The organism is Pseudomonas sp. HK3 (genome assembly GCF_052920985.1).
Genome location: NZ_JBREXD010000001.1, coordinates 2,255,232 through 2,281,146, shown reverse-complemented (window position 1 = coordinate 2,281,146; position 25,915 = coordinate 2,255,232). Strand labels below are relative to the sequence as shown.

Sequence of the window (25,915 nt, the reverse complement as noted above, 5' to 3'; positions counted from 1 at the left end):
ACGCTTAAAGCGTAATACTGACTTTGCCTGAGCACTCTATTGCCAATGCTTTAGCTTGCTCAATACTATCACCTGTTGCTAATGCAACCCCCATTCGGCGCGTACCACTGACCTCTGGTTTTCCAAACAAACGCAGCTGTGTGTTCGCAACCGATAGCGCACGTTGTAAATTACCAAAACTGACATTTTGACTTTCGCCCGTCACTAAAATCACACTGGAGGCACTTGGGCCATTTTGCTTAATGTGTAAAATCGGCAAATCTAAAATAGCACGGGCATGCAGTGCGAATTCAGATAAGTCTTGTGACACTAATGTCACTAAGCCTGTGTCGTGTGGCCTTGGCGATACTTCACTAAAAATAACGTCATCGCCTTTAATAAATAGCTCTACACCAAATAACCCTTTCCCACCCAGTGCACTGGTTACTTTTTCAGCCATCTTTTGTGAGGCGCTTAAAGCTTGTTCCGTCATGGTTTGTGGCTGCCACGACTCTTGGTAATCCCCACCGTCTTGACGATGACCAATAGGCGCACAAAACGAGGTTGTCATCTGCCCTGCTGTGTTTCTATGTCGAATAGTGAGCAGAGTGATTTCAAAATCAAAATCCACAAACCCTTCTACGATAACTTTACCTTTACCGGCACGGCCACCTTCTTGCGCATAATCCCAAGCAGCATCGATTTCGCTTTCATCACGTAATAATGACTGACCCTTACCTGATGAACTCATAATGGGTTTAATCACACACGGTAAACCAATATTTTTTATGGCTTGTAAATATTCGTCTTTACTCTGCGCAAACTCATAACGACTGGTTTTAATGCCCAGCTCTTCTGCGGCTAGCCGACGAATACCTTCTCGGTTCATGGTTAATTGTGTGGCTTTGGCTGTGGGTATAACTGTAAAGCCTTCGTTTTCGAGTTCGGCCAATGTATCGGTGGCGATGGCTTCAATTTCTGGCACGATTAAATCTGGTTTTTCTTTTTCAATAATGGCGCGTAACGCGTCGCCATCCAGCATACTCACAACGTGCGAACGATGAGCCACTTGCATTGCTGGTGCATTGTCATAACGATCAACTGCAATCACCTCGACACCTAGGCGCTGTAGTTCAATTGCTAATTCTTTGCCTAATTCACCAGCGCCGCACAGTAATACTTTTTTAGCATTTTTGCTTAGCGGTGTACCTAACATCACAGTCATAACGTTTTCCTTAATCTATTAGTCGAAGTGTAACAAAAGTGGCTATTTTGTTCAGGCATAAAAAAACCAGCCTTAGCTGGTTTGTTTCGCGATTAAAATGTTATGAGATTACCTGATGCCTTTTCTCGCTCGCTGACATTTTCAAGCACTTTTGCTTTTTCAGTGTTATCCATTGTGCCCCAGTTGGTAATTTCATCACCGGTACGATAACAACCAATGCACATGTCATTTTCATCTAGCGCACAAATCGCGACACAAGGCGACTTAACCATACCTAATACATTTTTTTCAATCTTACTCATACTGCCTCAACATACTTTAACTATTTACTATTCAACCGGCTTAATGTGCTTGCTCGGTTTTAAATCTTGCTGGTAACGCTTGGAATTATGTACATAGTGAGCGGCACTAAATTCAAGTTGTTTCTTTTGGTTGTCGGTAAGTTCTTTTTTAATTTTGCCAGGGCTGCCAACAACCATTGAGCCATCAGGAATCACCATGCCTTCCGGTATTAACGTGTTAGCACCGATTAAACAATGTTTGCCTATTTTAGCGCCATTTAACACAACCGCGTTAATTCCAACTAAGGTGTAATCGCCAACCTCACAACCGTGTAGCATGGCTTTATGACCAATGGTAACGCCTTTACCAACATTTAACTTAAAACCTGGGTCGGTATGTAAAATAGCGCCGTCTTGTACATTGCTATTTTCACCAATGCTGATTAAGTCGTTATCAGCACGAATCACCACATTAAACCAAACGGATACATTGCTGTGTAAAATTACGTTTCCAATCAGTTGCGCGCTATCGGCAATAAAGTGCCCTTCGCCTTCTAGTTCGATATCTTGATCTGATAATGAATACATCATTAAAGTACCTTTTTATTTTTATTGGTTTAAACACACTGTTTAAGGTTGTGCTATTTTTCCATTAATCCATCAAGTGAACCCAGTAACAGCTCAAATTCAGTATCAAAAAACTGATTAAACATTTCCGCTAGCATCACCGCGGTTAACCCCCAAATGGTGTAGTCTTCAAAATACCAGCGCGGCCCCCTGAAACTACCAAATTGATCTATTTGATCTGGCTCGCCATCTAAAAAGAAGGCTAATGGCACATGAAATAACGCATCTATTTCATGTGAGTCACTGCTTAAGGCAACATCTCTGGGCACAATCGCTAACACTGGTGTCACCAAAAAACCAAAACGAGAAACAACCTGATCCAAAGTACCAATTACCTCAACATGGTTGGGGTCTAAATTAATTTCTTCGTGGGCCTCACGTAATGCCGTTTCGATGATATCAGCATCACTGTCTTCCCGCTTACCACCAGGGAACGCAACTTCACCTTTATGCGTTGGCATCTGACTGGATCGAAGGGTCAATATAACGCGAGGTTCTGGCTCATCGGTAATCGCGATCAACACACCTGCTTGGGCTAACTCACTGTTGCTTAAGACTCTAGGCTGGTGGGCTTTTACTTTATTAATTAACGCATCTAATCCCATTTGCCACCTCTTTAACTGCGTGTATTTTAACCATTTTTTACTTAGGATGCAGTTAACTAATGTAACACTGTAAGCAAAAGGGTGCTGCATCACAATTTAAGAATATTAACTTATAAGATTTATTCCTAACCAGTTGCCCTATCTATGCCATTAATCAATGAAACGCAAAATAAGCCAAGTTAAGAATAAAGTTAACATACTGATATTAAAGACTATTTTTAGAAATTTTCCAGTATTGGCATCTTATTAGTCCGCTTGGGAGTTAACCCCTAAGCACGAAGCGCCATGCGTGACAAGCTTATGGCGGGCGTCGTTGATTGGTAAACTGTACGCATTGTTACAATCTATTTGAGATGCAGTATATGCAAAAGCCACTACCGAGTTTTGAGCGCATGTTAGACATGGCCAAAAACGATCCTGAAGCACTAGAAAGACTGCGCACTGAGATGGTTCGTGATGTTATTAATGCGGCACCAGAAGGTTATCGTCAGCGCCTACATGGCTTACAGTTCCAAATTGATGGTCAGCGTTTGGTGAGCAAAAACCCGATGCAAGCTTGCCTAGAGATTAGCCGGATGATGCATGAGTCTCTTCAGCAGCTAAAATCCTATATTGATGGTCATACTGGTGACCAACCAGTAGCCGAAACAACAACAGAACCGGCCAAAATTCTTAACTTCCCGTCTGAGGCAATGTAAGCCCGTACCATCAGCAGCATTCATCATGCTGCTGTCGTCACCCCTTATTTTTTATGCAAAGCACTCCGTAAAACGCACATGCTTTGCCTTCACTCTGATTTGACCGTTATACTGACCGCCTAAAACGGTTTTGGATGAATCAATGAAGTATTGCAGTGAATGCGCCCACCCAGTTACGTATCAAGTGCCAGAAGGCGACAACCGTGAGCGAGCCGTTTGTGATCAATGCGGCACCATTCATTATGTAAACCCTCGAATTATCGCGGGTACATTACCTGTGTATCAAAATCAGATTTTGCTGTGCAAACGTGCCATCGAGCCTCGTAAGGGATACTGGACATTACCTGCTGGGTTCATGGAGCAAGGTGAAACTCTAGAACAAGGTGCTGCGCGCGAAACACAAGAAGAGGCCGGTATCGACATCGCCTGTGGACAACTGCTTTCGTCCATCAGCGTTCCCCATATTTCACAGGTCCATATCTTCTTTTTAGCTAACATGGAAAATGCCGAGCATGCCGTGAGTACCAGTGAAAGCTTAGCGGTGAAGCTGTTTGATGTGGATAAGATTCCTTGGGATGAAATTGCCTTCCCTACGGTGAAGAAGACGCTGCAATTTTATTTAGATGATGTACAAGCGGGGAAACTAGAAACCCGCGTATTGGATATTCAATATCAAGACAGGTTAAAAACCCAGCCTAACTGAGGTCATTAATTGTAAGAGCCTGATAAATATCATAGGCAGGCTCTTCATAGGGGTGAGCCTCAACCATTGCCGCTAGCACCGGTTTTATACATTGTGTATCACACACCATTTCAATTTTTAATTCTTCAAGTACTTCTAATTTATCCACCTCGCCAATAAACGCATCACTGCCAGTTAACGGCTTAAACTGCCCATTACCCGTTGTTTGCCAACAACAGTGCTCATATAAACCAATACGACCGGCACCGGCATTGAACATAGCCAGTTTCAATTTTTCTGCGTGACTAGGGGGTACATAAACATTAATACGGTACATGATTATTTCACGTTAATTTGGGTCATATTGACCAACTCGATTAAGTTATCCATGGCTTCTTTTGCTGAATGACCACAAATGTCAATTTCTGCGCTAAATTGATCACAGACCTCAGGGCGCTCAGGCTGGCCAAAAATTTTGCAAAGGTTGTCGTCACTTAATTGAATACAGCGTTCTCCTTCTGGTTTGCCGTTTGGCATACCTGGAATGGCGCTGGAGATAGAAGGCGCAATGCAACAAGCACCGCAACCGAGATTACATAACATGACGTTTTTTAAACCCTATAGAGTCAGGTTCGTAGCATGTCATAAACCAAGAGAATGCACCAATTGACGATTATAACGGGTGCAGTAGCGCTCCAGTAAAATCTTCTCGTCTATGCCCATCTCAGATTGCTCATACAATCTAAATTCGTTCATGACCTTAATGCGGTATTTCTGCTTAATGAGCTCAAGGTGCTCATCTTTAATACCCGGCACGCGGCGCTCTTTATTATCACCAAAGATATAACCCACAAAGGTTGGATAGGCACCTTTAGCGCTTTCTTTGGCGTCTTCAACCGGGTATTGAAATAAACTGTAATCTAAACCTCGACCAAAGGAACTTATCGAAATAAGTAGCGTCAATATAATTACTAGACTTTTCATGGTCTTTCCTTTTGTTATTGCCCCACTCTTGGCACACCTCTGGTGTGCCTTTTTTTATTCTAGTCGAATAAAGAGTTGCTAGAGGTTACGGATTGTTACCGTTCACTGGCGGGGCCATCATTAAAGGAAATAAAGGCTGTTTGGTTAAACTCTGCACCACTTTATCAGCGATCGCTTGAATCATTGGCTCGGATGTTAGTGTCACTTGCTGCTGCCTAATGACATCAATGGCACCCGCCTGCTGCTTTAAGAGCTGCTCCAATTGGTTGTTTTTGCGTTGCTGCTCTTGAACCCAATTTTGCCACTGCTGTTTCGTCATAAATTGTGCTTCATACCAGGACTTTTCGGGGCGCTGTGCCAATTGAGTTTCGATATCTTGCAACATAACAGGCAGCGTTTTGGCTGACATGGGCTCTTGAATCGGGCCTTGCTCTAATAGTCGCTGCTGACGGGTATTAAGCACAGGGCTCAAACCTAATTGCTTCGCAATGTCTTGCATGATGTTTAACGTTTCGAGTACATTTTTTGTATTACTGTTTGCACTTTGTAACTCTTCTTGAAAACCATCAATAGTTTGCTTAGTGCTATCTAACTTTGCAATCGAGTCATTCACTGAACTGCTGACTTTTTTAAGCCTTATTAAGGTTGTATTATTTTCTTTTGAAAATAAATCACCAAGGGTATCTACCGATTGGTTAATGGCCACAACCGCTTGACGAATTTCACAGTTTGCACGACGCTGGCTATGCTGTAATCGCTCGGTTTCTAAACCGGACTTTAAAATCGAATATTGTGTTTTATGTTCGTCACACCAGACATCACGGTCATATTCTGGTGCGGTAACAAAAAACAACATGACCAAAACAAATTGAGCACTGAACGCGACATACGTAAAAGAACGATAAAACCAACCTGTTTTTTTGCTTTCGTCCGCCACCGCTTTTGCGAGCATAGAACCATGAGTTCGCTTGAGTTTAGCTTGCTGGCGTTTTTCTTGTTTAAACTCTTTGCGATTATGGCTAACTAATAAGGTAATTTCTAAAAAAATACCCAGCAATAGTGGAATCAACGCCACGACAAAAATAGCCCCAATTTCACCGGTTAATAGTAGTTCATAATTGATGGCTAAATTGCTAAAACCAGAGTGAATCAGATCCACTAGATTTTGAAAAAATGAGGAGGTATCTGCTATAGCAGTCACATCATCGAATGCACAAAACTGACTCGCTTCGTCATACACAATACGTAATTCACGAGCAAACCCTGACAAACCAGGCTTAGCGTCTTCTAGCGTATTACAGTTTTCTAGTATATCCATGCTCATATCACTCAATTACCGATTCTTAGCCGAACAAAACACTACATCAAAAACAGCATCACATGTTACGCATATAAGGTGTGATGAATATCATTGTCCCTAATAATAGCAGCATTGACTCAAACACTGGCCATTACCTTTCAAGCTTTGTATTTGCATTACGACACGAGCCGCCATACCATAACAGTATAAAATCAATACCATGGGCAAATATGTGGTCTTGAGCATTCATCACGAATAACCGGATAACAACATGACCGCTGGATTATTTGAAGAAGAAAACGTCAACGATATTTTTTTCTCAAGACATGACGAGCACGAATTACTGGGCAGCGCATCGCTACACCCATTTATTCTTGATGAAAAAGAATGGCCCACAGCTGAACATTACTATCAAGCCATGTTATTTGATAATGAGTCTTTAAAAGATCAAATTCGTTCACAACACAACGCAAAATCAGTCGTAGCATTTACAAAATGGCGGTTTTTTCAAAAGAAAAAAGGCTGGAAGAAATTACGCCAAGTTCTTATGACCCGTGCAATTTATACAAAATGCAAAACCTATCCAGAAGTTGCCGAACGCTTGTTGGCAACGGGTGATAAAACCTTGGTTGAAAACAGTGCCTATGATTATTTTTGGGGCTGTGGAAGAGATCGCAGAGCAGATAATACGTATGGCAAGGTAATGATGAATGTTCGAAAAAAAATTAAAGATGAATCAAAAAAACAATATGGTCAAACTTAATATCATAAGAGAAGCCTAAGAATAGAGCCATATGTTTTTTAGTTATGGTTCATACAATATAGTCATTTAAAATATTTTAATACAGCCGTCTTCAATACATCTAAAAATAGATACCCCCCACTTTATAAAAACCATGAGGATAGACCCGTCATGGTTTTCATACCGAATATTATTAGAATTACTCTATTTCAACATCAACAACTTATCAGGCGTATTGTAATTATCCCAATTCCAATTTTTTATCAGCTTATGGGAATAATGTTTTCGAGCTTGAAACATTAACATTGATAGTTCAGGAAGCGTCTCTAATACAGTTAAATCACCATCCTCAATATTTGTGGTTCCTGAAAAAGAAAATGCCTTCAGTTTCTTCAAGAAATTTACAGGGGAGATACTTAAAAGCCCTTTATTGCCCGTAAGATCTAAAATTTTAATTTTTTCCAACTGCCTTAAGAATGAAATATCATTAAGAGCAGAGCAACTTTCAATACCAAGACGCTTTAACTGACTACATTGACTAATAGGCGAAAAGTCACTAAGGCCTCGCCAACTACAAATCTCTAACCACTCTAATTCTTGAAGGTGTTCAAGCCAGTTTAAATTATTTATGCCACCATCAACAACACCAAATGACCTAAGATTTATCAACGTGCCTAATGACTCATAATTTTTAAGCTTCAATTTATCAAGGGAAAGGCCTGTTAATACTGTACATTGCAATATGCTTTCAGCACCTTTCCACCATGGCGCTGAAAATTCAACTAAGTTATCTAACTTGGTAAAGTCGACCTTTTCTTTCGGACAATAGCCCAATACAAGATGATGTAAGGACTCCATCTTTTCAACTGCATTAAAATTTTTATAATCTGTTGCTATAATATGTAATTCTTCGATCGTTTTTAGATCAGCAAGAAATGCATAGTCATTAGAGACCCATCCTTTTGTATAATTCAAATACACTGCTTTTATATTATTATCTAAAATGAATGTCGTTATTTCTTGGCTCCACTCCCCAGAAACCATAATACCTTTACGTCTACTAGAGTGGTAATTGTTATAAGGGTTATCTACCAACTCAAGATTTGAAGGAATGTTAATCATTGTATTAACCATCCTGAGTCATACTCATTGAAGCTTTTATCCCTATATAGGGATAAAATATATCTCTTATTTTAGCTCTCACCAAAATAATCATGAAATTTTAATTTTCAATCCAACTTTATATAAATTAAGAAGAAATTAAATCCAATGATTTTATTTAAAGCTATAACTAACAACTTAAAATTTAATAGACTCATCGGAATATGGCTTCAATTTATTTTTAACAAATATCTTAAGTTCATCAGCAGTGCAGCTATCATAGCCACTCATATCAGGTTCAAAATAATACATATCATTCAATATAGCCAAAGCACACGTTTTACATGCTTTATTTTTCGTATCATTTCCTATCGCAATAATATAATCGAAGGCTTTAAGCACTACTGGATAATAAGTTCCTGCATGATCATTACCAATAGCATAAATAAGTTGATGACCCACATCCTCAGCTCGCTCAGCACTATCAAGTTCCATAAGCGCATTAAGTACATAAGGCATTACTTTTGCGTCATATGAAGAAGGCCCATCAAAACTTGACCAGTCTACACTGTTAATTTCTTTCTTTAAATTTGACATAACCATTCATTTTTTCAAAAATACACACCGCTTTATGCATCTACTTGGAATTAATTATTCCAAGTACCACCTGAATCATACTTAACATCTGAAGGAAATTGACTCTTACTATATTTTGACTGGCAATTAGTACAAACAGGTATGTCTTTATATTCTAGTTCACCCGTTGTCTTGTTCCGTCTAAAACCTTTAGCACCTGTCATTTTTGCGTCAGAACCTAATTGGCGAGCAATATCATCTTCCGCACATCCTGAAGGGTTACTCGAACAACCACTAACAATTTTTCCATCTTTATGCCCACCAGCATAAGTAGCATGCTTACGTTTTTTTGAATTTGCTAGAGCATCTCGTGCGGATTCTGATTTTCTTGTAACGCTTTTTAATTCTTTACCAAAGCCGGTTAAAAGATCAACCGCAGCAAAAACATCATCTGAAGTAAAGTCACCGTCCAGTAATTCAGCCGCGTTTTCTACAATATCTTGCCATTCATCTTTGCCTGCTTTTTTGAAATCGCCACCATTTTTATAGGCTTTTTTACCAATATTCCATGCTAATTTAACTAATTTTGCAATCTGACCGTCTGGGTCTACATATTTATACGGGTTATTATTAGCATAGGAATATCGGTTAAATGAATGGGTATTACCATCTTCATAGCCCACAGGGTCGATACTTAAGAAGCGACCTAGTTCAGGATTGTACCAACGGGCTTGCATGTAATTCAGATCAAGCGTCTTGTCCTGCACATGACCCGTGAAGCCCACCGAGTTATCGATGTCTTCTTCTTGCATAACGCTACCAAAAGGTTGATAACGCTTCTGCCACTTAATACTGCCATCTGCATTGGTTGCCATAACAGGCGAACCAAGATGATCGCTATGAATATAAGTTGGCGTGCCAGCAGCCAGTGCATTCACTGCTAATAACATTAGCGATAGAAAGGTAATTTTAATACCTGAACAGCTCTGCTCTTGTTTTTTCTTCCAATTTAATTTCTTTACAATTTTACTAATAAACATTTTGATGATCTTCCTTTTCTTTATTCAGAGGCCGCAATCAATATTAAATGCGGCGATTTATCACAGACCCTATGTTCAAGGCATTAACGTTAAGGTGACCTGAGTACTGTCTTCAGCCCCTTCGTTATCTGTGACTTTTAAAGAAAAAATAATGGTCGTTGTACTGGTCACTGTTGGTGCAACAAATTGCAATACCCCGAATTCAGGTTGACTTAAACTCAGAGCGACTGGTGAAGAGTAACCCCATCCAATCTGCGCAACATAGCCATCGGCGTCGGTTGAGTTTCGAGAATCAATTATGATCGTGTCACCTGAATGAATAATGCGATCATCACCCAGTATCGCCACTGGAGCTTGATTACTCCCCCCATCGGTATTGACGACAGTGATGCTAATATCATCAGAATGAGTGGCACCTTCGCCATCGGTTACGGTTAAACGCAAAGTATACGTTTTGTCGCTTGAAACATTTGGTGCAATAAATTGTAGTGTACCTGGTTCTGGCCCGTTTGCTAAAGGCAGAGAGCCGCCACTAAGAATTGACCAAGACATATTCAAAGATAGACCATCAGGATCATTAGAACCGCGGCCATCAATGATTACCGTCGCACCCTCATCTACCGTTTGATCAACACCCGCATTGGCCACGGGAGGAACATTACCCGATGAAGTATTTTCAACCGTAATCAATACGAGATCTTCAGCACTTTCGCCATTACTCGCCGTAACCGTTAATTTCAAGGTGATTTGTGTATCGGTTGACACCTCTGGCGCGGTGAAACTGGCATTAACTGAGCTTGCATTAAGTAAGCTGACACTCGGCCCAGATAACACTGACCAAGAATAAGATGTGATGCTCGTCCCTTCTGCTGCGCTTGAAGCGCTTGCAGTTAAGTTAACCACATTACCTTCTTGCGTAGTTTGATCATTGCCGGCATTAGCAATAGGAAAAGTATTGGCCGTATCTTGTATCGTTACAGTAATAAAATCTTCAGAAGACTCGCCATTACTCGCTTCTACTTTTAACTTCAATGTTACTTGAGTGTTATTAGATACATCAGGCGCAACAAAACTGGCATTTATTGTATTAGCATTACTTACAGTAATGTTCGGGCCAGATACCAACGACCAAGCATATAAAGTAATACTCGTACCATCTTCCACACTAGATGCGCTGCCATCTAAGTTTACGGTAGCGCCTTCAATTACAGTTTGATCCGCACCAGCATGTGCGGTCGGCATTGGAAAGGCACTGGCTGCTTTGACAAATATTGATACATCGTCCGTAGTAACGGCACCACCTGAGTCTGTCACAGTGAGGCGTATGATGATTTCTGTATCAATAGAAACGGTAGGTGCGGTAAATTCGATTGCACCAGCTGGGCTTTGTTCAAGGTTAAAGCCACTGCCTTGTATGACGCCAATACTCATGGACAAGCCACCACCATCTGGGTCGTAGGATTGACTGAAATCCAAAACAACACGATCACCTATCTGAACCGTTTGATCATCACCCGCATGAGCTACTGGTGGTGTATTTGTTAAATCGATTACCTGCACGCTTATTGTATCTTGTGCGCTTAAGTTGAACTCATTCGTCACAGTTAAGCGGAATTGTAAGGTTTGATTTCCATCCACTTCTGGTGCTGATAGCGTTAGTTGAGCCTTAGTATCATCAGCAATGGGAACACTTGGGCCACTTAATTGCTGCCATATATACGTTAAGCCAGAGCCATTTGGCTGAGACGATTTTTTTGCATCAAGAGTAAAATTTGCGCCCTCATTAACGCTAAAGTTACTTCCTGCATTTGCAATAGGGTTTGTATTACTCCAATCTTTATTAATATTAACGGTGAGGGTTTCATCACTCCAAACACCTTTTCCATCGGTCACACGAACACCTAACGTAATCACTTCATCTTGGCTAACCATGGGTGCAGTAAAAGATATATTGGCACTTTGGGCATCGACTAGGCTTACTTGCGGCCCACTAAGCTGTGTCCATTTAACTAGGCTTTGGTTAGCACCATTGGTAGTGGGTATTGAATATTCAACCACAAGATTAACTGACTCAAATTCATTAACTGTTAAATCATTGAAAGGTGTGATCTCAGGTAATTCATAGTCTGTCGGCACAAGCACATGTAAAACACTCTTATAAGCATTTGCTTGATAACCCGATTGAACATCTTTAATAGCGGTGAGATTTGCATGAATAGGTGAAACCGCATTAACAGCGGGCGCAATGAATGCTTTGACTAACGGAGTATCCGTTATAATGTTTTCTGCCTTGAGTAGTTCAAAACCATTATAAAAATTCCACACATTAGTATCACTAACACTGCCTGTTCCGTCAAAACGAACTTCGTCTCCCGGCTTTAATACTTGTCCGTTATTCACGACAGCTTGTGCAAAGTGATTGGCGTCTTCAGTTTTTATGAATTTAGACGTGTAGGCTTTTTGTCCTTGTTCATTTGTAACAACCAACTCGACTAATACATACGCATTGCCAAATTCCCACCAACTAATATTTTTTATAGCTTCAGACAACCCATTACTGGCCGTCGCATTGCTCCAATTATAACTGAGTTTACCGCCGTTTGGATCAGTCGACCCTGCAGCGCTTAAATTAATAACATAATCATAACCCGTCGTAAAACCTTGCGAAACAACTTCAATATTGGCCGTTGGTAATAAGCTGCTATTCGCTACGGCATAAGTGTAAATATCCCAAGTCTGCATATTGGCAGGTGATTCAGTTGTTTTAACCAAACGATTATATTCAATACAACCATCATCATTAATGTTTGTAATATTAAATTTTGAATTGACTGCTATTTCCTTTAAATAACCATTACCACATGATGCTTTAATTAAAAATGTACCATTATGCTCTTTTACAGAACCAATTCTTTTCGGCCCTACTTCTAACCAAGCTTTCATTTCTAACGAGTTATCTAGTAAAGAGGGTGTATAAACACTTAATAAATTATGATCAGATATATTAGGATAAGAAATTGCTTCTTTATTGGGAGATATCCAGACATGGGTTTGGCCTGAGTCACTAAGAGTAACTTCCGATTTAAATTCATAGCTAATGTCACTGAAAACAAATTTATTAGTTACATCCGTAGCTGGCTCATATTCAAACAATGTCAATCCACAATTATTATCACCAGCACAACTAAAAGCGTGGTGACTAATAGCTACTTTACCGTGCGCATTAACATCAATATCGAAAGAACTGGAAAAAGCTCTTGTCGAATTAACGAAAAATTCAGGTTCAACTAATGTTTTAATATCAAGCCAACTACTGACACCATCCCACTGCCTCATCCTAAAAAACTCACCATCACTTGAGGTATTGGTCCACAATGCGGTGAATTTGCCATTACCGTGATCCTTTAATCCCCTAATATATACATCTGTTGGACTAAACCCTAAAGCGCTTGAATCGACCATATCAATCGCTTGAGCTTTTCCAACTGTTCCATCTTTCGATACTTGAGCGGCAAACAGCACCTCTGCGCCACCATCATCAAAATACGAGTTATAAACAACGGTATCAAAGAGAATAAAACCACCTTCATTACCAAGTAAATTTAAAGTTGAATTCACCGTAACACTAGAAGATGAAATAGATTGCCCATAATTTTCAAAGGCTGAAAAATCATAAGTGATACTATTTGTTTTCCATGCATTTTTTTCAGCAGAATAATGTACACCAGCGCCTAAATTATTAGAACCAGAGCTCCAACTGAACAAAGCGTCTCCGTTAGAGTTTACAGAAGATTGTATCGATCCTTCTTTATATGAATAAGTTTGTAGCCCCCCCCAAATTACCGGAACGATCTAATCGACGAATATTTAATTTTTTACTTGTTTTATCAGCCCACAATAAAAATAGATTCCCAAAATCATCTTCCTTACTCCACAATACACATTCATCGCAGACATCAAGACTGATGCCGGTGTTAACTAAAGCCACGATTCCTGGTGTAAATAAATACTCTGAAGACAGTGATTTTTCACCCGCAACATTCGACACAGAAACAACAAAATAGTGAACTTGGTCATTAACAAGATTATTTAATACTACAGGAGAGCTCGCATTAGCCAGCAAATTAGCATCATCAATATCGACAATAGGCTTTGTATCCCAGTAAATATCAAACGTGAAATTTTCATTTGGGTAATGCCACGCAATCAATGCTTTATTTTTTTTAGGTGAGAATTGTATATTTTCAACAGCAATAGGCTTGTCATAGATATTAGGGTTAAGATTTAGATTAAATTCATCAAGGTTTGAATAACCATCATTATCGTTATCTTGGCTGGCATCATCGAAAAATGGGTTGAGCTGATAATTTACTTCATAATTATCGTCTATACCGTCACTATCAGTATCCGCTTTATTAATGTTTGTTTTTGCTAGATATTCTTGATAATTGCTCAAACCATCATTGTCCAGATCCTGATTAGCATCCGTAGAATCTGTTGGGTTAAGATTATTGTCGACTTCAAAACAATAAGGCAAGCCATCATTATCCGCATCGTGACTACAAGGAATACCTGTATCATCGTAAGCGACTAATCGATTGCCTACATATATGTGATTCCGCTTAAAGCTGCCGTCATTACCGACTTCATACATGAGCTTTCCAGATTGAGTGTAAGTAAAACGGCTTTCTCTATCGCCCTCGGTTCTGGTTATTAAACGATTAGCTGCATCGTAATCAAAAAATAATGTATTATAATTTTTATTATTAATCGCTCTAATAAGATTATTGTCTGTATCAAATGACAATGTATTTCTACCGTCATCTATCACTCTTCCAAATTCATCATTCAGAATAGTGTCATTCCCAACTTTAATCAGTTGGTTGTTATCATTATACTTATAACTCTTACTTTCAGCGCCTATCGATTTTGATAGTATATTTCCAAGTACATCGTAAATATAATTTCCATTACCCCATTCACCTGTGGCACTAATTAATCTATTTAATTCGTCGTATTCCATCGAGGCTGAATGATCGCCATCTAAACCGTCTATAATATTTGTAATATTACCGTTAGGATCGTATTCATAAGCATAATCAAGCAGGCCATCTATTTTCATTGAGGCAGGCAAGAAACGTTCATTCTGACTATAGCGTGTAGTATGACCATTGGCGTAGACTAAACTAGCAATATCACCACTATCAAAGTAAGTAATACTATTAACAAAGTCACCTACTTTAGTCGCCTGACCAAAATCATCAGGAGCATAATTAATTTTCAACCCATTCGGGTAGGTTATACTCTCTAGGTTATCTAAATCATTAAAGACATAAGAAAAATCATAGCTATTATTACCATTTACTAGCGTTTCATTCTTTAGATTATCTTTTTCATCATAAGAATAATTCCAAATATTAGAGCTTGAATTTAACGAAATGTTCGGGACATTAGCATAAATTCTAGTTGTCAGTTTTTCTGTCTTTTTTGTTTTCTTAATTAAATTGTTATTTAAATCATAAGAAAATTCATAGCTAGGATGATTTTTAATGTAAACACAACTGTTTCCACATTCTGAAGATGATGGTGAGCTGTATCTAATCGATCCCTCAAATAATGTATAGGATGGGGAGGTTATTTTAATTAACCGATTTAGGTTGTCATACTCCATTATACTCGTTAATTTTAAATCATCTGTTATTTTACTCTCAGATACTCTTCTACCTGCATCATCATGTATATATTCAGTGATGGCATTATTTTCACTATCGGAATAACGCCATAATCGCCAATTTCCGTCATACTTATACTCTCTTGTTACAGCACCCATTTTGATTAATAGAGGCTGGCCATTCACATTACGAGTTATATTGGTAAGTGCCTGTTCGGGTGCATCTACTTCACTTAAGTATTGATCATCCGGTGAACCATAGGCTGTAAATTTTGTGCGAGTTGAATGGGATTTTGCGTCTTTATGTTGTACTTGATAACCATTGTGATAATAAACTCGGGTTGTAATCCCTTCTGTGCTTTTCGTTTTGATAATGCGTCCTAATGTGTCGTAACTGTAACGTATCCCTTTAGAATTTTCGTTAGGGTAAGACTTAAATTCAAGACGATTCTGGTCATTATATTTTCTGTTAATTGCAACCGAACCAGCATTACCAGACTTGACGACCTCAGTCTCATTCCCAAAGCTATCAAACTCTTGAACAACCTTTAAACTATCTCGAGTAACCGATACAGAATAGCCTGGGGACGCACCGATACCGGCTTTAATTTGATCAGAATATGTTTCATAGGAAATGGATATATCAGCCCCATGTGAAAAATCGACCTTGGTTTTTCTGTCTATATCATCATACTTATAAGTGGTTTTTATGCCTTTAGCATCTGTGACAGAGGTAATTCGACCATGGCTATCGACTGTACGAGTAAGTGTTGAGGCATCTGCATACTCAATTTTTCGGGCAACACCTTGTACATATCGACTATAAACAGTTTTATTACCAACACCATCGGTTACTGTATTTAGAGAGCCATCAGAATTGTAACTGTAATTAAATTTTGCCCCATCCTTAATTTCTTCTTGAATTTGACCGTTATCATCATGGTTAACCTCATATAAATAACTAAAATTTGTGCTACGGCCTTCGCTTACACTTACACTAGCATCACGCATAAACCATTGAGTTCTTGACAGGTAATCCCTTCGATACTGTTTAAATGTTCGAACTTTGTTGCCCGATTCAACCCATCCAGTGGAACGACCTAGACGATCGTAGTTGTATTGTGTTGTATAAGTATTCGTACCGCGCTTAATTTCTTTGGTACTAAGCCGTGGGACATAATAATTAGAGTTATTAAATCGAGTACCAAAAATAATAGAGTTACTATTTTCATTTGAAATTAAAATAGGCTGCCAAACATAACTCTGTATCTCACCATCATTGGAATAGTTTCCGCCGAATGAAACCATCATATCGTCACCCTCACAGGCCCCCAATGTTTTTGCATGGCAACTTTGTTTTAAAAGTCCATATTTCCAAATTTCAGATGGTGCTGTATCTCTATAACCATAATGTATGTATTGCTTAACCCACTGAGTACCCGTAATTGTTGTGGTATGCGAACCGTCACTGCCTGAATGTACATATGAATAGCTTTCACAGATTTCGCCTGCGCACTTTTGAGACAGCATTAATGGCTGTATACCCGCAACAGGGAACCGAGAGTAATCGTATGTAACGACTTTTCCTAAAGGAGAGGTAACCGAAGCTAAATTAAAGACACTAGTATAAGGATGATAGGTATAAACCCACTTTTGATCTTCACCAATATCCACGGACTCAAGTAATCCTAATATATTGGGTGTGCTACCTACTGTATAAGTAATTAACTTATCATCGTATGATATAGTTGATAGTTTGCTTCCTGTATAGTTAAAAGTAACGATGCGACCATCGGATGCCGTTACATTATTTACCTTAACCATATCACCTAGAGAGGTAGCTTGAACGGATAAGTCAATTAGTAAGTTGTTACCAAAATTATCTTCTATTTTATAAGCATGATAATTACTAATATGTTTAGATCTAACGTCTATATAATATTTGATACCGCTAGGATCAGATAACACAAGCTCTTCGTTATTATTTATACACTCACCATGCCATAAATTTGATGTATACATGGGCGGTTTATAATCTACATTTTCAGTAAATTCACCATCAACATTTTCATCAAGATATATGTAGTCATAAAATATTTTTTCTCTTGTCCCACTTGGTGTTACAAATACCGGATTATTATTAGCGTCCCCTCCTAAATCAAAACAAGGATTTCGGTCTGCACTATATTGAAGATAACCAAAGTGTATATACCATCGAATACCAATCGGGCTAACCATAGCACCTGATTCTTCTGTGGTGTAATGGCGATCAATTCTAATATCTAAGCCCGTACCAGGAACAACTAAATCCGTATAGATCGCATTTAAATTACCTGAAAATGTATCGACCACTTCTTTCTCTGTTGAATAAGACTGTCCTCGAGTCGAGTCTATGCCCGCAAGATTGACTAAATCGTCAGGGTCATCATCTACTCCATGAGCACTCATACAAAACAATATCGAAGCGTAAAAAATCGCACTTCCAAAAAGCCTGAAATTCATTTTTTTTCCTATTTATTAGGGAGGCGAATTGACAAAGTACGATCGTTTTAACGATAGAATTGAAAATCCATTTATATAAAAAGCGTTGAATCACGTCTACTTAATAAAAACAACTAAATAGATCAGAAATAAAACTAAAAAGTGAGAAGGATACTATTATCGCAGAAGCCTATAGATATATTTTTTGTAATCAAGTGTTAAAGCATATAGCGTGGGAAAATGTGATCAGCCCAATATTAAAAATAAAGCACTTACTCTAATAAATATTATACAACCAGTACTTTATTACCAACAAATACAATTAATCAACATTAATAAGAAAACATATCATTAAAAATTTATATCATAATTTTAAAGTATAAAATTAAAAAATTTTGCACCAATACAAGGAAAAATCAACTCCCCGCTATAAAGGAAAATCACACTACCATATTTATTTTTTAAGAAGATAAGCTGGATAAAAGTATGCCACTAGGCTATTTGATAATGTGTCTTTAAAAGATCAGATTCGTTTACAATCAAACGCACAATCCGCTATTAAATTTACAAAATGGCGTTTTTTCAAAAGAAAAAAGGTTGGAAGACATTACGCCAAGTTCTTATGACCCGTGCAATTTATACAAAATGCAAAACCTATCCAGAAGTTGCCGAACGCTTGTTGGCAACGGGTGATAAAAAATTAGTTGAGAACGGTGCTTATGACTATTTTTGGTGTTGCGGTCGTGACCGGCGTACTGAGAATACGAATGGTAAGGTGATGATGAATATGCGAGAAAAGCTAAGAAAAGAGCTAGAGGTTAGTCTCAATACTTCTGAATAAAAGAAAGTAATACAGCAAAAATTACGATAGATATGATGGCTATAAACAATGGTAAATAATTACCTTGTTTAGCCTCCGCGGCAAGAAAAGCATTGTATTCTTTTTTGGTTTGACTGCGGCCATAACCAGAATTGATATTATGCTGCCCTAATGGTGTAGAGCCCAAGGTAACATATTCCTTTGCTGCAATTAATGTTGTGACTGGCCCGAAGTCATGTTTGCCTTCACCGCTCAATATATACCACTTCGATTTTTCTTTAACGATCATTCTACCATCAGAAACAGAATACTGACCAGCTTCAATTCGCTTAATAGAGACCATACTCCCTCCTAATCACAACAGTTATCGGGCGCGGGGCACCCTCCTACAGGCTGTCTATAAAATTATAGGAGGGTGCACCCAAAGCACTCGCTACGCCCGTGGGGCATACTACTCCGCGCCCGATCAATAGCTGTAAATACTAAAACGTATTAAGCAAACTCTTCCATGAAGTCTAACTCTGCTTGTTGACGAACCACACGACGGTGATGAGCCCACAATTCTTGAATTTTCTCTTTATTGCACTGCTGACGATCCACAAGCACACGAGTATTCAGCTCGCCACGTTTGCCAGCGGCAAGCGGCACTTTACTAAAGACGTACTGGTTCGAAATCAAATCCATAAACGGGCCTGACTTACTGGTTGGCATAATGAACAACAACTGCAAGCCAAGGCTTTCGGTTAAATAGTTGATCACTTCTTTCGAACGAGTTTCATCCATTTTACTAAAGGCTTCATCCACCAATACCATGCGTAAATGGGTATCACCTTTATTAAAGCGGAACGCCGATGTAATGGCGGCACTGCGAATAATATACGCTGGTGTTTCTAACTGGCCACCTGAACCCGTACCGTATTGCGAAAGTGCAATGGGTTCTTTGCCTTCTGGTTGTTTGTAGATTTCGTAACTGCGGTAGTTACGGTAATCAGACAAACGCTCAAGCTCACGCATGGCTTTTTGTTCGTCATCACTTAATAGCATTTCCATTAATTGACTACGAACTTTCGCGCTTTTCGCGCTGAGCTCCACTTCAAATAATGTTTGGCCTTCACCGATAGATGGGTTCTTGATCACTTCTTCGAAGAAGTTCCAGTAATCTTTAAATTCTGGCACCCATTCCCAATCGAACCAATAGCATTCTTTATCGGTACCAAACTTATGATGACGCAGTTCGTTATTCATATCTTCTAGTGTCCGCTTACCTTCGCTAATCGCTTGATAAATGGCGTGACACAAGTTGGTAACAAATGCGTTGTCGAAACTGTCTTTTAAACTTGAAAGCTTATCTTGCTTTTCAACCAATATATTATTTTTCAAACGGTTGTGAATGCGGTCAACTTCACGCTGCACATCACAAATGCCTTGGAAGAATACCGCGCTGTGTTCATCACCGTAATCTGGCACATACACAATCGAATCCACCGTTTGGCATCGCTGGTTATGATCGCTAATCGCGCGATCTAAACTTTGTGCTCGACTATTTAATTCGCTCAAAATGGCCTGTTGTTGATTCTTTGCAATTTCGGCTGTGGTACGGGCGGCTTCTTCGTCAGCGTCGACTAAACATTTTTCAACATCGAAGTCTGGCCATACTTTGGTAATAGAGCGCAGGTTGTCTTCATTCGAATCTGCTTTTTCAGCCGTAAATTCTTGTTGATCACTTAATACCGCGCAACGTTTTTCACTTTCTTTAAGTTGCTGTGCAGTACGACCTAACTCACCATCTAAGTTTTGAATCTGTTGGTCGAGCACTTGTGCTTGCTCAGCTAAGTCGCTGTATTCATCTTCAAGTAATGAGAAATCGGACAAATCTATTTGGTCCAATTGTTTCTCTGAGTTACGCCATTGGCGATTCACACTCACCATTTGTTGCAATTGATCGGCGTAACTTAAGTGACGCAATTGATTAACAGACAACAATAAGTCTTGCGCTTCACGCTGACTTTGTTGTGCTTGGCTGGCTTGTTCAGCTAGTTGCTGGAACTCTCGTTGCTTAGCGCTTAATGCACGTTCGCGCGCGCCTTGGCCGAATACAAGTTCGGTATCGCTCATGTCACAGCGATACATAGAATAAGAACCTGACCCCATGCCTTGCTTGGTTAAACCACGGCGAGTCTTACGCAGTACTTGTGCATCCGCTGCTTGTTCAACACTGCCATAGCTGGCCATTAAATAATGCTTAGCGGTCGCGTGTTCAAACTTCATTAAATTCATAATGGAGTTATGCGGTACATTTTGACGGTCTGCATCTTGTTTGGCTTTGCTGCCTTGAATCACCCGCGCACGGTTACCACCTGGCATATTACGCACAATACTGATGGCGTCTGATTCGTAGTCTTCTTCAACAATAATCGAGAAGCGAGCACCGCCAATGTAACCCTCAATTGCGTTTTGCCAATCTTGATCCAGCACTTCAACATAATCACATAGTACTTTAGGGTCGGCTTTTGGGCATTCTCGACGAATAGCATCTAATGCGGCTTCAACAAAGTATGGATAACTCACTTGGCTTGAATGTAAGCGATCCATGTCTTGTTGAATTTGGTGCATTTTCTTTTGCTGCGCTTGCAGCTTTTGTTCGCGGCGATCAGCAAGGCGCGCTAATTGGTCACGTAAGCTGACGCCTTCTGTGGTCAGTTCGGCGTTAAACCAAAGCTCACGCCATTGGTTGATTTGCTCTTGACGCTTGATGCCTTCATCAAGATGAGATTCCAGCGGTGACATATCAATCATGTCTTTATTTAAAATCGCCGGAAAGTCTAATTGATCCGCATCGGCAAGTTGCATGACTTGCTTTCCTTGCTGTAAAAACTTACGTTCATTCAGCGCAGAGATTTCGACACCTACACTGGTATTTTGTAAGGTTTTATAAATACTTTTGGTGGCATCTAACGTGTATTTAAGTTGCTTATCTTGCTCTAATAATAATACTGCTTGCTGTTGCAGTTGCTTTTTAAAGCTCTCTATTTCTTGTTCTAGATGATCTTTATCTTTTAGCGCAGGAATGCCCTGACGGCGCGCTTCTAATCCTACCAATTCTTCGCGGGATTGTTTACGACGGGCTTCGGCAGTTTCACGCTCGTTTTGTTTATGTGTTAAATCGCTGCGCAGTTGTTGCTGTTGATTTTTAGCATCACGATAAGCGGATTGGTCTTCAACGTAACGGCTTTTTGCGGCAACATAATGGGCGACCTGATAATCGATCCATTGGTCAATATAGGTTTGGCTATTGGACTTAGCATCCAACAAGACTTTAATGTTTTCAATCAAGCCTTGAGAGTCAGATTCCATAGCGTGAATGGTTTTCATTAAATCCGACACGCTGCGAATGGCTTCGCCTAAATCTTTTTTCTCTAAAATTTCATTGGCGACAAAACCGTTAATACTTTTAACTGGCTTGTACGCCATGAAACGAGAAAACGCTTTTGCTGCATTTAATGCTTCACGTTCACTAATAGCGTCATCACGACCTTGCAACGCGCTGTATAAACGGCGCAAGTATTGTTTTTTAGTATCGTATTTTTCTACCGCGCGCTGGCCACAGCGTTTTTGTAATCGTTTGAATATTTTATCAACCGCCACAACTTGTTTACTGCTGCCATCTTCTTCTAGTAAGAAATCACTTTGAGTCAGTTCATGACCTGCCACAATCATCAACAAGAAATCACTTTGACGGGCAACCGCTTGGTTACCGGCTTTATCAATATAGGCACTCACGCCAATCACGGCTGTAAATGGCTGACCACTTTCACCCTGGGTTGGGTGGAACACAGCGGCTAAGTAACCGTTTGCACCACCTGGACGCGCATAAGAGCCATCATCACACCCTAAAACATAAGACGCCAAAGTTCGCACTTGCTTACCACGACCTTTTTGCGTGGCTTCGTCTTGACCTGGATTGTAATTAAATAAATTATCATGGGCGGCCGTCATGATGGTTTGTATCGCATCGGCTGCGGTAGTTTTACCACTACCGTTGCCGCCGCTTAATAAGTTTATCGGGCCGAATTCAAAATCAGTGGCGGGGATGTTGCCCCAGTTTACATATACAAATTTCTTAAGAAACATTATTTAGACTCCTGCGCGAACACACTCGGGCTGCTTTCAAACGCCTCTTCTTCGTCATCGTTCACTTGTTCCACTTGTTCGCTGTTGCCATTATCAAGCGCTTCGTTTTCATCCGCCGCTTGTTGCTCATTCGCAATCGTTTTAGCATCAGTTTGTTCTGCCACATCAAGCGTCGCTTCTTCTTGCTCGGCGACTAATGTACTTAAAACATCATCGCTCACATAGCTCATAATCATTGGGCGCACTTTCAACCAGAACTCCGCGTTCTCTAATGCATCTTCATTAGCTAGTTGAATTAAACGTAATTGACGTAAGCGGCGGAATAAATTTTTACGTTCGGTCAGTTGCTCTGGCAAACTGCGGCCCAGCAAGTTTTTTAGTGCAATGCTCAATGACTCAAGGCTCACCATGACGCAACCTTGTTCGTCAACTAAACCTTCACGCAAGGCTTTGTCATATTGTGAACGCAGTACTAATACCAAAGCCACTTCGTTCTGGCTTAAGCGCACACGCATACCGCTGTTGAACGGTTGGTCGTCATCTTCCATACCGGGTACTTGCGAGCCCGGCGGAAAACAACGGATAAACTGAAAGCGACGATCGTGTTGAATACGGATCGCCATAACAGAAATATAATCTTGTACGATGTCTTCAATGCGTAGGTAACGGTCGTACAGTACTTGTTCAACTTGGGATTCATCGCGACAAATAACACCGTAATCCATTAAACGAATTATCAATTCGCTGAACTCTTTAAGCTGTACGCCTTCTTTTTCTAATAACTGTTCTATCTTGTTTAACATGTTAATCCTGGCCCATCTGCGAGCGTTGTCGGTGCCTTAGTACGCAATAGTCTCTACGCCGCAGCGTTTTCTTTTTTAATTAGGCGAATACTGAATACATCTTTTTGATCGAAATATTCATCTGATTTTTGATTCACCCAATTTAATTCAAATTGGTATTCACTGGATAAGTTATCCACCGCCCCCACACTGACGACGTGCGCAATGGCCAGCAAGTCGGCTGCGGTATTAACGGGAATTTCGCTTGAGCTGATTTCATCACGGGAAATAAACTGCTCCACCATAAAGCGGCGAACTTGATTATTGTTGACAAAGAACGCTTGATCGAGTGCTTGCTGCACGTATAGCTCACGGCGGCTATCTTGATCGACACTTTCTAGACCTTCATCAACACCACCATCAATCACCGTACGTCTTCTTGGTGCTTGCAAACGCACCTGACTTGGGTCGATAAACCGTATTTGCGGTACGGCCATCATGGAGGACACGTGTTCTAATTGTGCGTTTTGTTCAGCTTCGGGTAATGACGATAAGTGTTTGCACACACTCACTACATCATTGTGTTTTTGGCTGGACAAATAGCTCATTTGGCGAATAATAATATCGGCACGCTTGGTGAAATTTTGTAATGATTTACGCACTAACGGCAGCACATGTTCACAGGCGCTTTTTAAGCGATGTTCAATGTCATCTAGCACCGACCAAAGCAACGATTGATTACCTTGCACTTGCTCGGGCAGTAATTCACGTAAGCGTTTCTCTGCTTTTGCTTTCACGCTTTTTGGGCTGGCTTTAATTTGATCCACCAGCTGTGAAATTTGGTCACGGTATTTTTCAACGTTATCCGCCGATAAGCGGACCGCTAAATCCGGTTGGAAACGTTTTTCCATGAAATCGAAAAACTGGTCACTGGCTTTTTGAATCAGCACTTGGCCTTCCATTTCGCGCACAAGTGCACGCTTGCGCTCATCTAATTCACTGATCACATCGGTGAAGTCACTGATAATACGCTCTGAGTATTCGTAGGCGTCTAGCAAGTCATAAACTTCGCCATGCTCAAGGAAGCTTTCTAGGGCATTACGCGTGTTTCGAGTATTACGGTGGCGAGCCACCTGCTGGGTTTGTTTGCCTTCAAGGAAAGGTTCGACAAAATGGCGACCCCAGCGACTAAAGCTAAAACTGGACTGTAAAGTGGCTTCATCGACCTGTTTTTCGATCCAACCGTGCTCAAGCAACGTATTAAGTAACCAAGAAGCCAGCTCACGGTGGGTTTTAAAGCGACTTTCTTCGTCTTCATCGTCGCTTTGCATGACAGGCGCACGCACGAGGGCCTCGCTGAAGATGTTGATCATGGTCTCGCGACTTAAGGCTTGACCATACTCAGCACTGCCAGCATGACTGGAGGAATAAAGCTGCTTATACAGTTCACGCAGGCACTCCACCATTTGCTCGCGGTACTTGCTGGTGAGCGGGCGAAAAAACTGACTACGTTCCTGTTCAAAAAACATACTAATACAAGGCTCGAACGACAAATAAAGGGCACAACTTTACCTGAATTCCCCTCTTACTGGAAAGGGAATAACTGCCAATTTTCATACATTGAGAAGGGGTAAGGATATTTCCCCAAATGATGGGAAAAAGGTATGGTTAGGCACATGATTAAACCGCTCAGATTGCCAATCTGAGAGATGTAAGGATTCACATGAAAGCGTTATTACTGATTGCACACGGCTCACGCAAAATCAGCTCAAACCAAGAAGTGGCCGACCTAGCTGACAAACTCAAACAGCAAGACAGCCCATTTGCCCTTGTGGCACATGGCTTTTTAGAGTTAACCACACCAAAGATCCCAGACGCCGTGGCTGAGCTGGTTGAAGGCGGTGCCACTGAGGTGACTATATTGCCCTACTTTTTAGCGGCAGGCATGCACGTGACTGAGGATTTGCCTGAGCTGTTAGCCCAAGCCAAAGCCACTTATCCACAAGTAAGGTTTACCTTGTTAGAGCACTTAGGTGCGGCTGAGTTGATGCCAAGTTGGATTTTGCAGCAGGCAAGTCGGGGGAAGTGATTCGTTTAGGTTTAGAAACAGCTCCCGTAGGGTGGGCATTGCCCACCGTTAACACCCTCATGTCGGGCAGTGCCCAACCTACTTTGTTGGTTTATAACATT

The 25,915-nt window shown here is 40.3% G+C and carries 22 protein-coding genes; 5 read left to right on the top strand and 17 right to left on the bottom strand.

The features are described 5' to 3' along the window. Positions 1–4 precede the first annotated feature (4 nt). The 4 genes from purT to ACU6U9_RS10595 all read right to left on the bottom strand — a co-directional run bounded on the left by purT (position 5) and on the right by ACU6U9_RS10595 (position 2,717). Entirely contained in the window at positions 5–1,195 is a 1,191-nt protein-coding gene (gene purT, locus ACU6U9_RS10610; protein WP_446735084.1) for a formate-dependent phosphoribosylglycinamide formyltransferase, read from the bottom strand. Between the two features lie 101 nt (positions 1,196–1,296). Beyond that, positions 1,297–1,506: a DUF1289 domain-containing protein gene (locus tag ACU6U9_RS10605; RefSeq protein WP_446734986.1), complete on the bottom strand. Its 210-nt coding sequence runs from the start codon at positions 1,504–1,506 to the stop codon at positions 1,297–1,299. A 27-nt stretch (positions 1,507–1,533) separates the two neighbouring features. After that, positions 1,534–2,076, bottom strand: a complete 543-nt coding sequence (locus ACU6U9_RS10600; protein WP_446734985.1) for a gamma carbonic anhydrase family protein — start codon at positions 2,074–2,076, stop codon at positions 1,534–1,536. A gap of 50 nt (positions 2,077–2,126) precedes the next feature. Beyond that, the gene (locus ACU6U9_RS10595; RefSeq protein WP_446734984.1) at positions 2,127–2,717 is read right to left on the bottom strand and encodes a CoA pyrophosphatase; all 591 of its coding nucleotides are present in this window, start codon (positions 2,715–2,717) and stop codon (positions 2,127–2,129) included. A gap of 362 nt (positions 2,718–3,079) precedes the next feature. Here ACU6U9_RS10595 and ACU6U9_RS10590 point away from each other — a divergent pair, with 362 nt between their 5' ends. After that, the gene (locus ACU6U9_RS10590) at positions 3,080–3,415 is read left to right on the top strand and encodes a DUF3135 domain-containing protein (protein WP_446734983.1); all 336 of its coding nucleotides are present in this window, start codon (positions 3,080–3,082) and stop codon (positions 3,413–3,415) included. A 142-nt stretch (positions 3,416–3,557) separates the two neighbouring features. Continuing rightward, positions 3,558–4,118, top strand: a complete 561-nt coding sequence (locus tag ACU6U9_RS10585; protein WP_446734982.1) for an NUDIX hydrolase — start codon at positions 3,558–3,560, stop codon at positions 4,116–4,118. Here ACU6U9_RS10585 and ACU6U9_RS10580 read toward each other — a convergent pair. The 4 genes from ACU6U9_RS10580 to ACU6U9_RS10565 all read right to left on the bottom strand — a co-directional run bounded on the left by ACU6U9_RS10580 (position 4,111) and on the right by ACU6U9_RS10565 (position 6,399). After that, complete coding sequence (locus ACU6U9_RS10580) at positions 4,111–4,434, bottom strand: NGG1p interacting factor NIF3 (RefSeq protein ID WP_446734981.1); 324 nt, start codon at positions 4,432–4,434, stop codon at positions 4,111–4,113. The genes ACU6U9_RS10585 and ACU6U9_RS10580 overlap by 8 nt on opposite strands. Before the next feature lie 2 nt (positions 4,435–4,436). Next, positions 4,437–4,700, bottom strand: a complete 264-nt coding sequence (locus tag ACU6U9_RS10575; RefSeq protein WP_446734980.1) for a YkgJ family cysteine cluster protein — start codon at positions 4,698–4,700, stop codon at positions 4,437–4,439. A gap of 39 nt (positions 4,701–4,739) precedes the next feature. Next, positions 4,740–5,081 carry a hypothetical protein gene (locus ACU6U9_RS10570; RefSeq protein ID WP_446734979.1) on the bottom strand — a complete coding sequence of 114 codons (342 nt, stop codon included), beginning with the start codon at positions 5,079–5,081 and terminating at the stop codon, positions 4,740–4,742. An 85-nt stretch (positions 5,082–5,166) separates the two neighbouring features. Beyond that, positions 5,167–6,399, bottom strand: a complete 1,233-nt coding sequence (locus ACU6U9_RS10565) for a hypothetical protein (RefSeq protein WP_446734978.1) — start codon at positions 6,397–6,399, stop codon at positions 5,167–5,169. Between the two features lie 253 nt (positions 6,400–6,652). Here ACU6U9_RS10565 and ACU6U9_RS10560 point away from each other — a divergent pair, with 253 nt between their 5' ends. Further along, the gene (locus ACU6U9_RS10560) at positions 6,653–7,144 is read left to right on the top strand and encodes an NADAR family protein (protein WP_446734977.1); all 492 of its coding nucleotides are present in this window, start codon (positions 6,653–6,655) and stop codon (positions 7,142–7,144) included. A 183-nt stretch (positions 7,145–7,327) separates the two neighbouring features. On the opposite strand, the gene ACU6U9_RS10555 is transcribed toward ACU6U9_RS10560, so the two are convergent. From ACU6U9_RS10555 to ACU6U9_RS10535, 5 genes are all read right to left on the bottom strand, one after another. After that, the gene (locus ACU6U9_RS10555; protein ID WP_446734976.1) at positions 7,328–8,245 is read right to left on the bottom strand and encodes a hypothetical protein; all 918 of its coding nucleotides are present in this window, start codon (positions 8,243–8,245) and stop codon (positions 7,328–7,330) included. Between the two features lie 177 nt (positions 8,246–8,422). Further along, complete coding sequence (locus tag ACU6U9_RS10550) at positions 8,423–8,821, bottom strand: hypothetical protein (RefSeq protein ID WP_446734975.1); 399 nt, start codon at positions 8,819–8,821, stop codon at positions 8,423–8,425. 50 nt (positions 8,822–8,871) lie between these two features. Further along, positions 8,872–9,840: an RHS repeat domain-containing protein gene (locus ACU6U9_RS10545; protein ID WP_446734974.1), complete on the bottom strand. Its 969-nt coding sequence runs from the start codon at positions 9,838–9,840 to the stop codon at positions 8,872–8,874. A 75-nt stretch (positions 9,841–9,915) separates the two neighbouring features. Further along, a complete protein-coding gene (locus ACU6U9_RS10540) occupies positions 9,916–13,605 on the bottom strand; it encodes a PKD domain-containing protein (protein ID WP_446734973.1) in 3,690 nt (1,229 codons plus the stop codon). Between the two features lie 43 nt (positions 13,606–13,648). After that, positions 13,649–18,013, bottom strand: a complete 4,365-nt coding sequence (locus ACU6U9_RS10535; RefSeq protein ID WP_446734972.1) for a hypothetical protein — start codon at positions 18,011–18,013, stop codon at positions 13,649–13,651. A gap of 550 nt (positions 18,014–18,563) precedes the next feature. Between ACU6U9_RS10535 and ACU6U9_RS10530 the strand changes: the two genes are divergently transcribed. Further along, complete coding sequence (locus ACU6U9_RS10530) at positions 18,564–18,833, top strand: NADAR domain-containing protein (protein WP_446734971.1); 270 nt, start codon at positions 18,564–18,566, stop codon at positions 18,831–18,833. On the opposite strand, the gene ACU6U9_RS10525 is transcribed toward ACU6U9_RS10530, so the two are convergent. The 4 genes from ACU6U9_RS10525 to ACU6U9_RS10510 all read right to left on the bottom strand — a co-directional run bounded on the left by ACU6U9_RS10525 (position 18,817) and on the right by ACU6U9_RS10510 (position 25,254). Beyond that, positions 18,817–19,155 (bottom strand): hypothetical protein, encoded by a 339-nt coding sequence (locus ACU6U9_RS10525; protein ID WP_446734970.1) that lies wholly within the window; start codon positions 19,153–19,155, stop codon positions 18,817–18,819. The two genes, ACU6U9_RS10530 and ACU6U9_RS10525, sit on opposite strands and share 17 nt — an antisense overlap. Before the next feature lie 149 nt (positions 19,156–19,304). After that, on the bottom strand, positions 19,305–22,943 hold the full coding sequence (locus tag ACU6U9_RS10520) for an ATP-binding protein (protein ID WP_446734969.1): 3,639 nt from the start codon (positions 22,941–22,943) through the stop codon (positions 19,305–19,307). Further along, on the bottom strand, positions 22,943–23,746 hold the full coding sequence (locus ACU6U9_RS10515; RefSeq protein ID WP_446734968.1) for a DUF4194 domain-containing protein: 804 nt from the start codon (positions 23,744–23,746) through the stop codon (positions 22,943–22,945). Before ACU6U9_RS10515 ends, ACU6U9_RS10520 begins: the two co-directional genes overlap by 1 nt. 53 nt (positions 23,747–23,799) lie before the next feature. After that, a complete protein-coding gene (locus ACU6U9_RS10510; protein ID WP_446734967.1) occupies positions 23,800–25,254 on the bottom strand; it encodes a Wadjet anti-phage system protein JetA family protein in 1,455 nt (484 codons plus the stop codon). Positions 25,255–25,448: 194 nt separating this feature from the next. Here ACU6U9_RS10510 and ACU6U9_RS10505 point away from each other — a divergent pair, with 194 nt between their 5' ends. After that, positions 25,449–25,814: a sirohydrochlorin chelatase gene (locus ACU6U9_RS10505; protein WP_446734966.1), complete on the top strand. Its 366-nt coding sequence runs from the start codon at positions 25,449–25,451 to the stop codon at positions 25,812–25,814. The last annotated feature ends 101 nt before the right edge of the window (positions 25,815–25,915 follow it).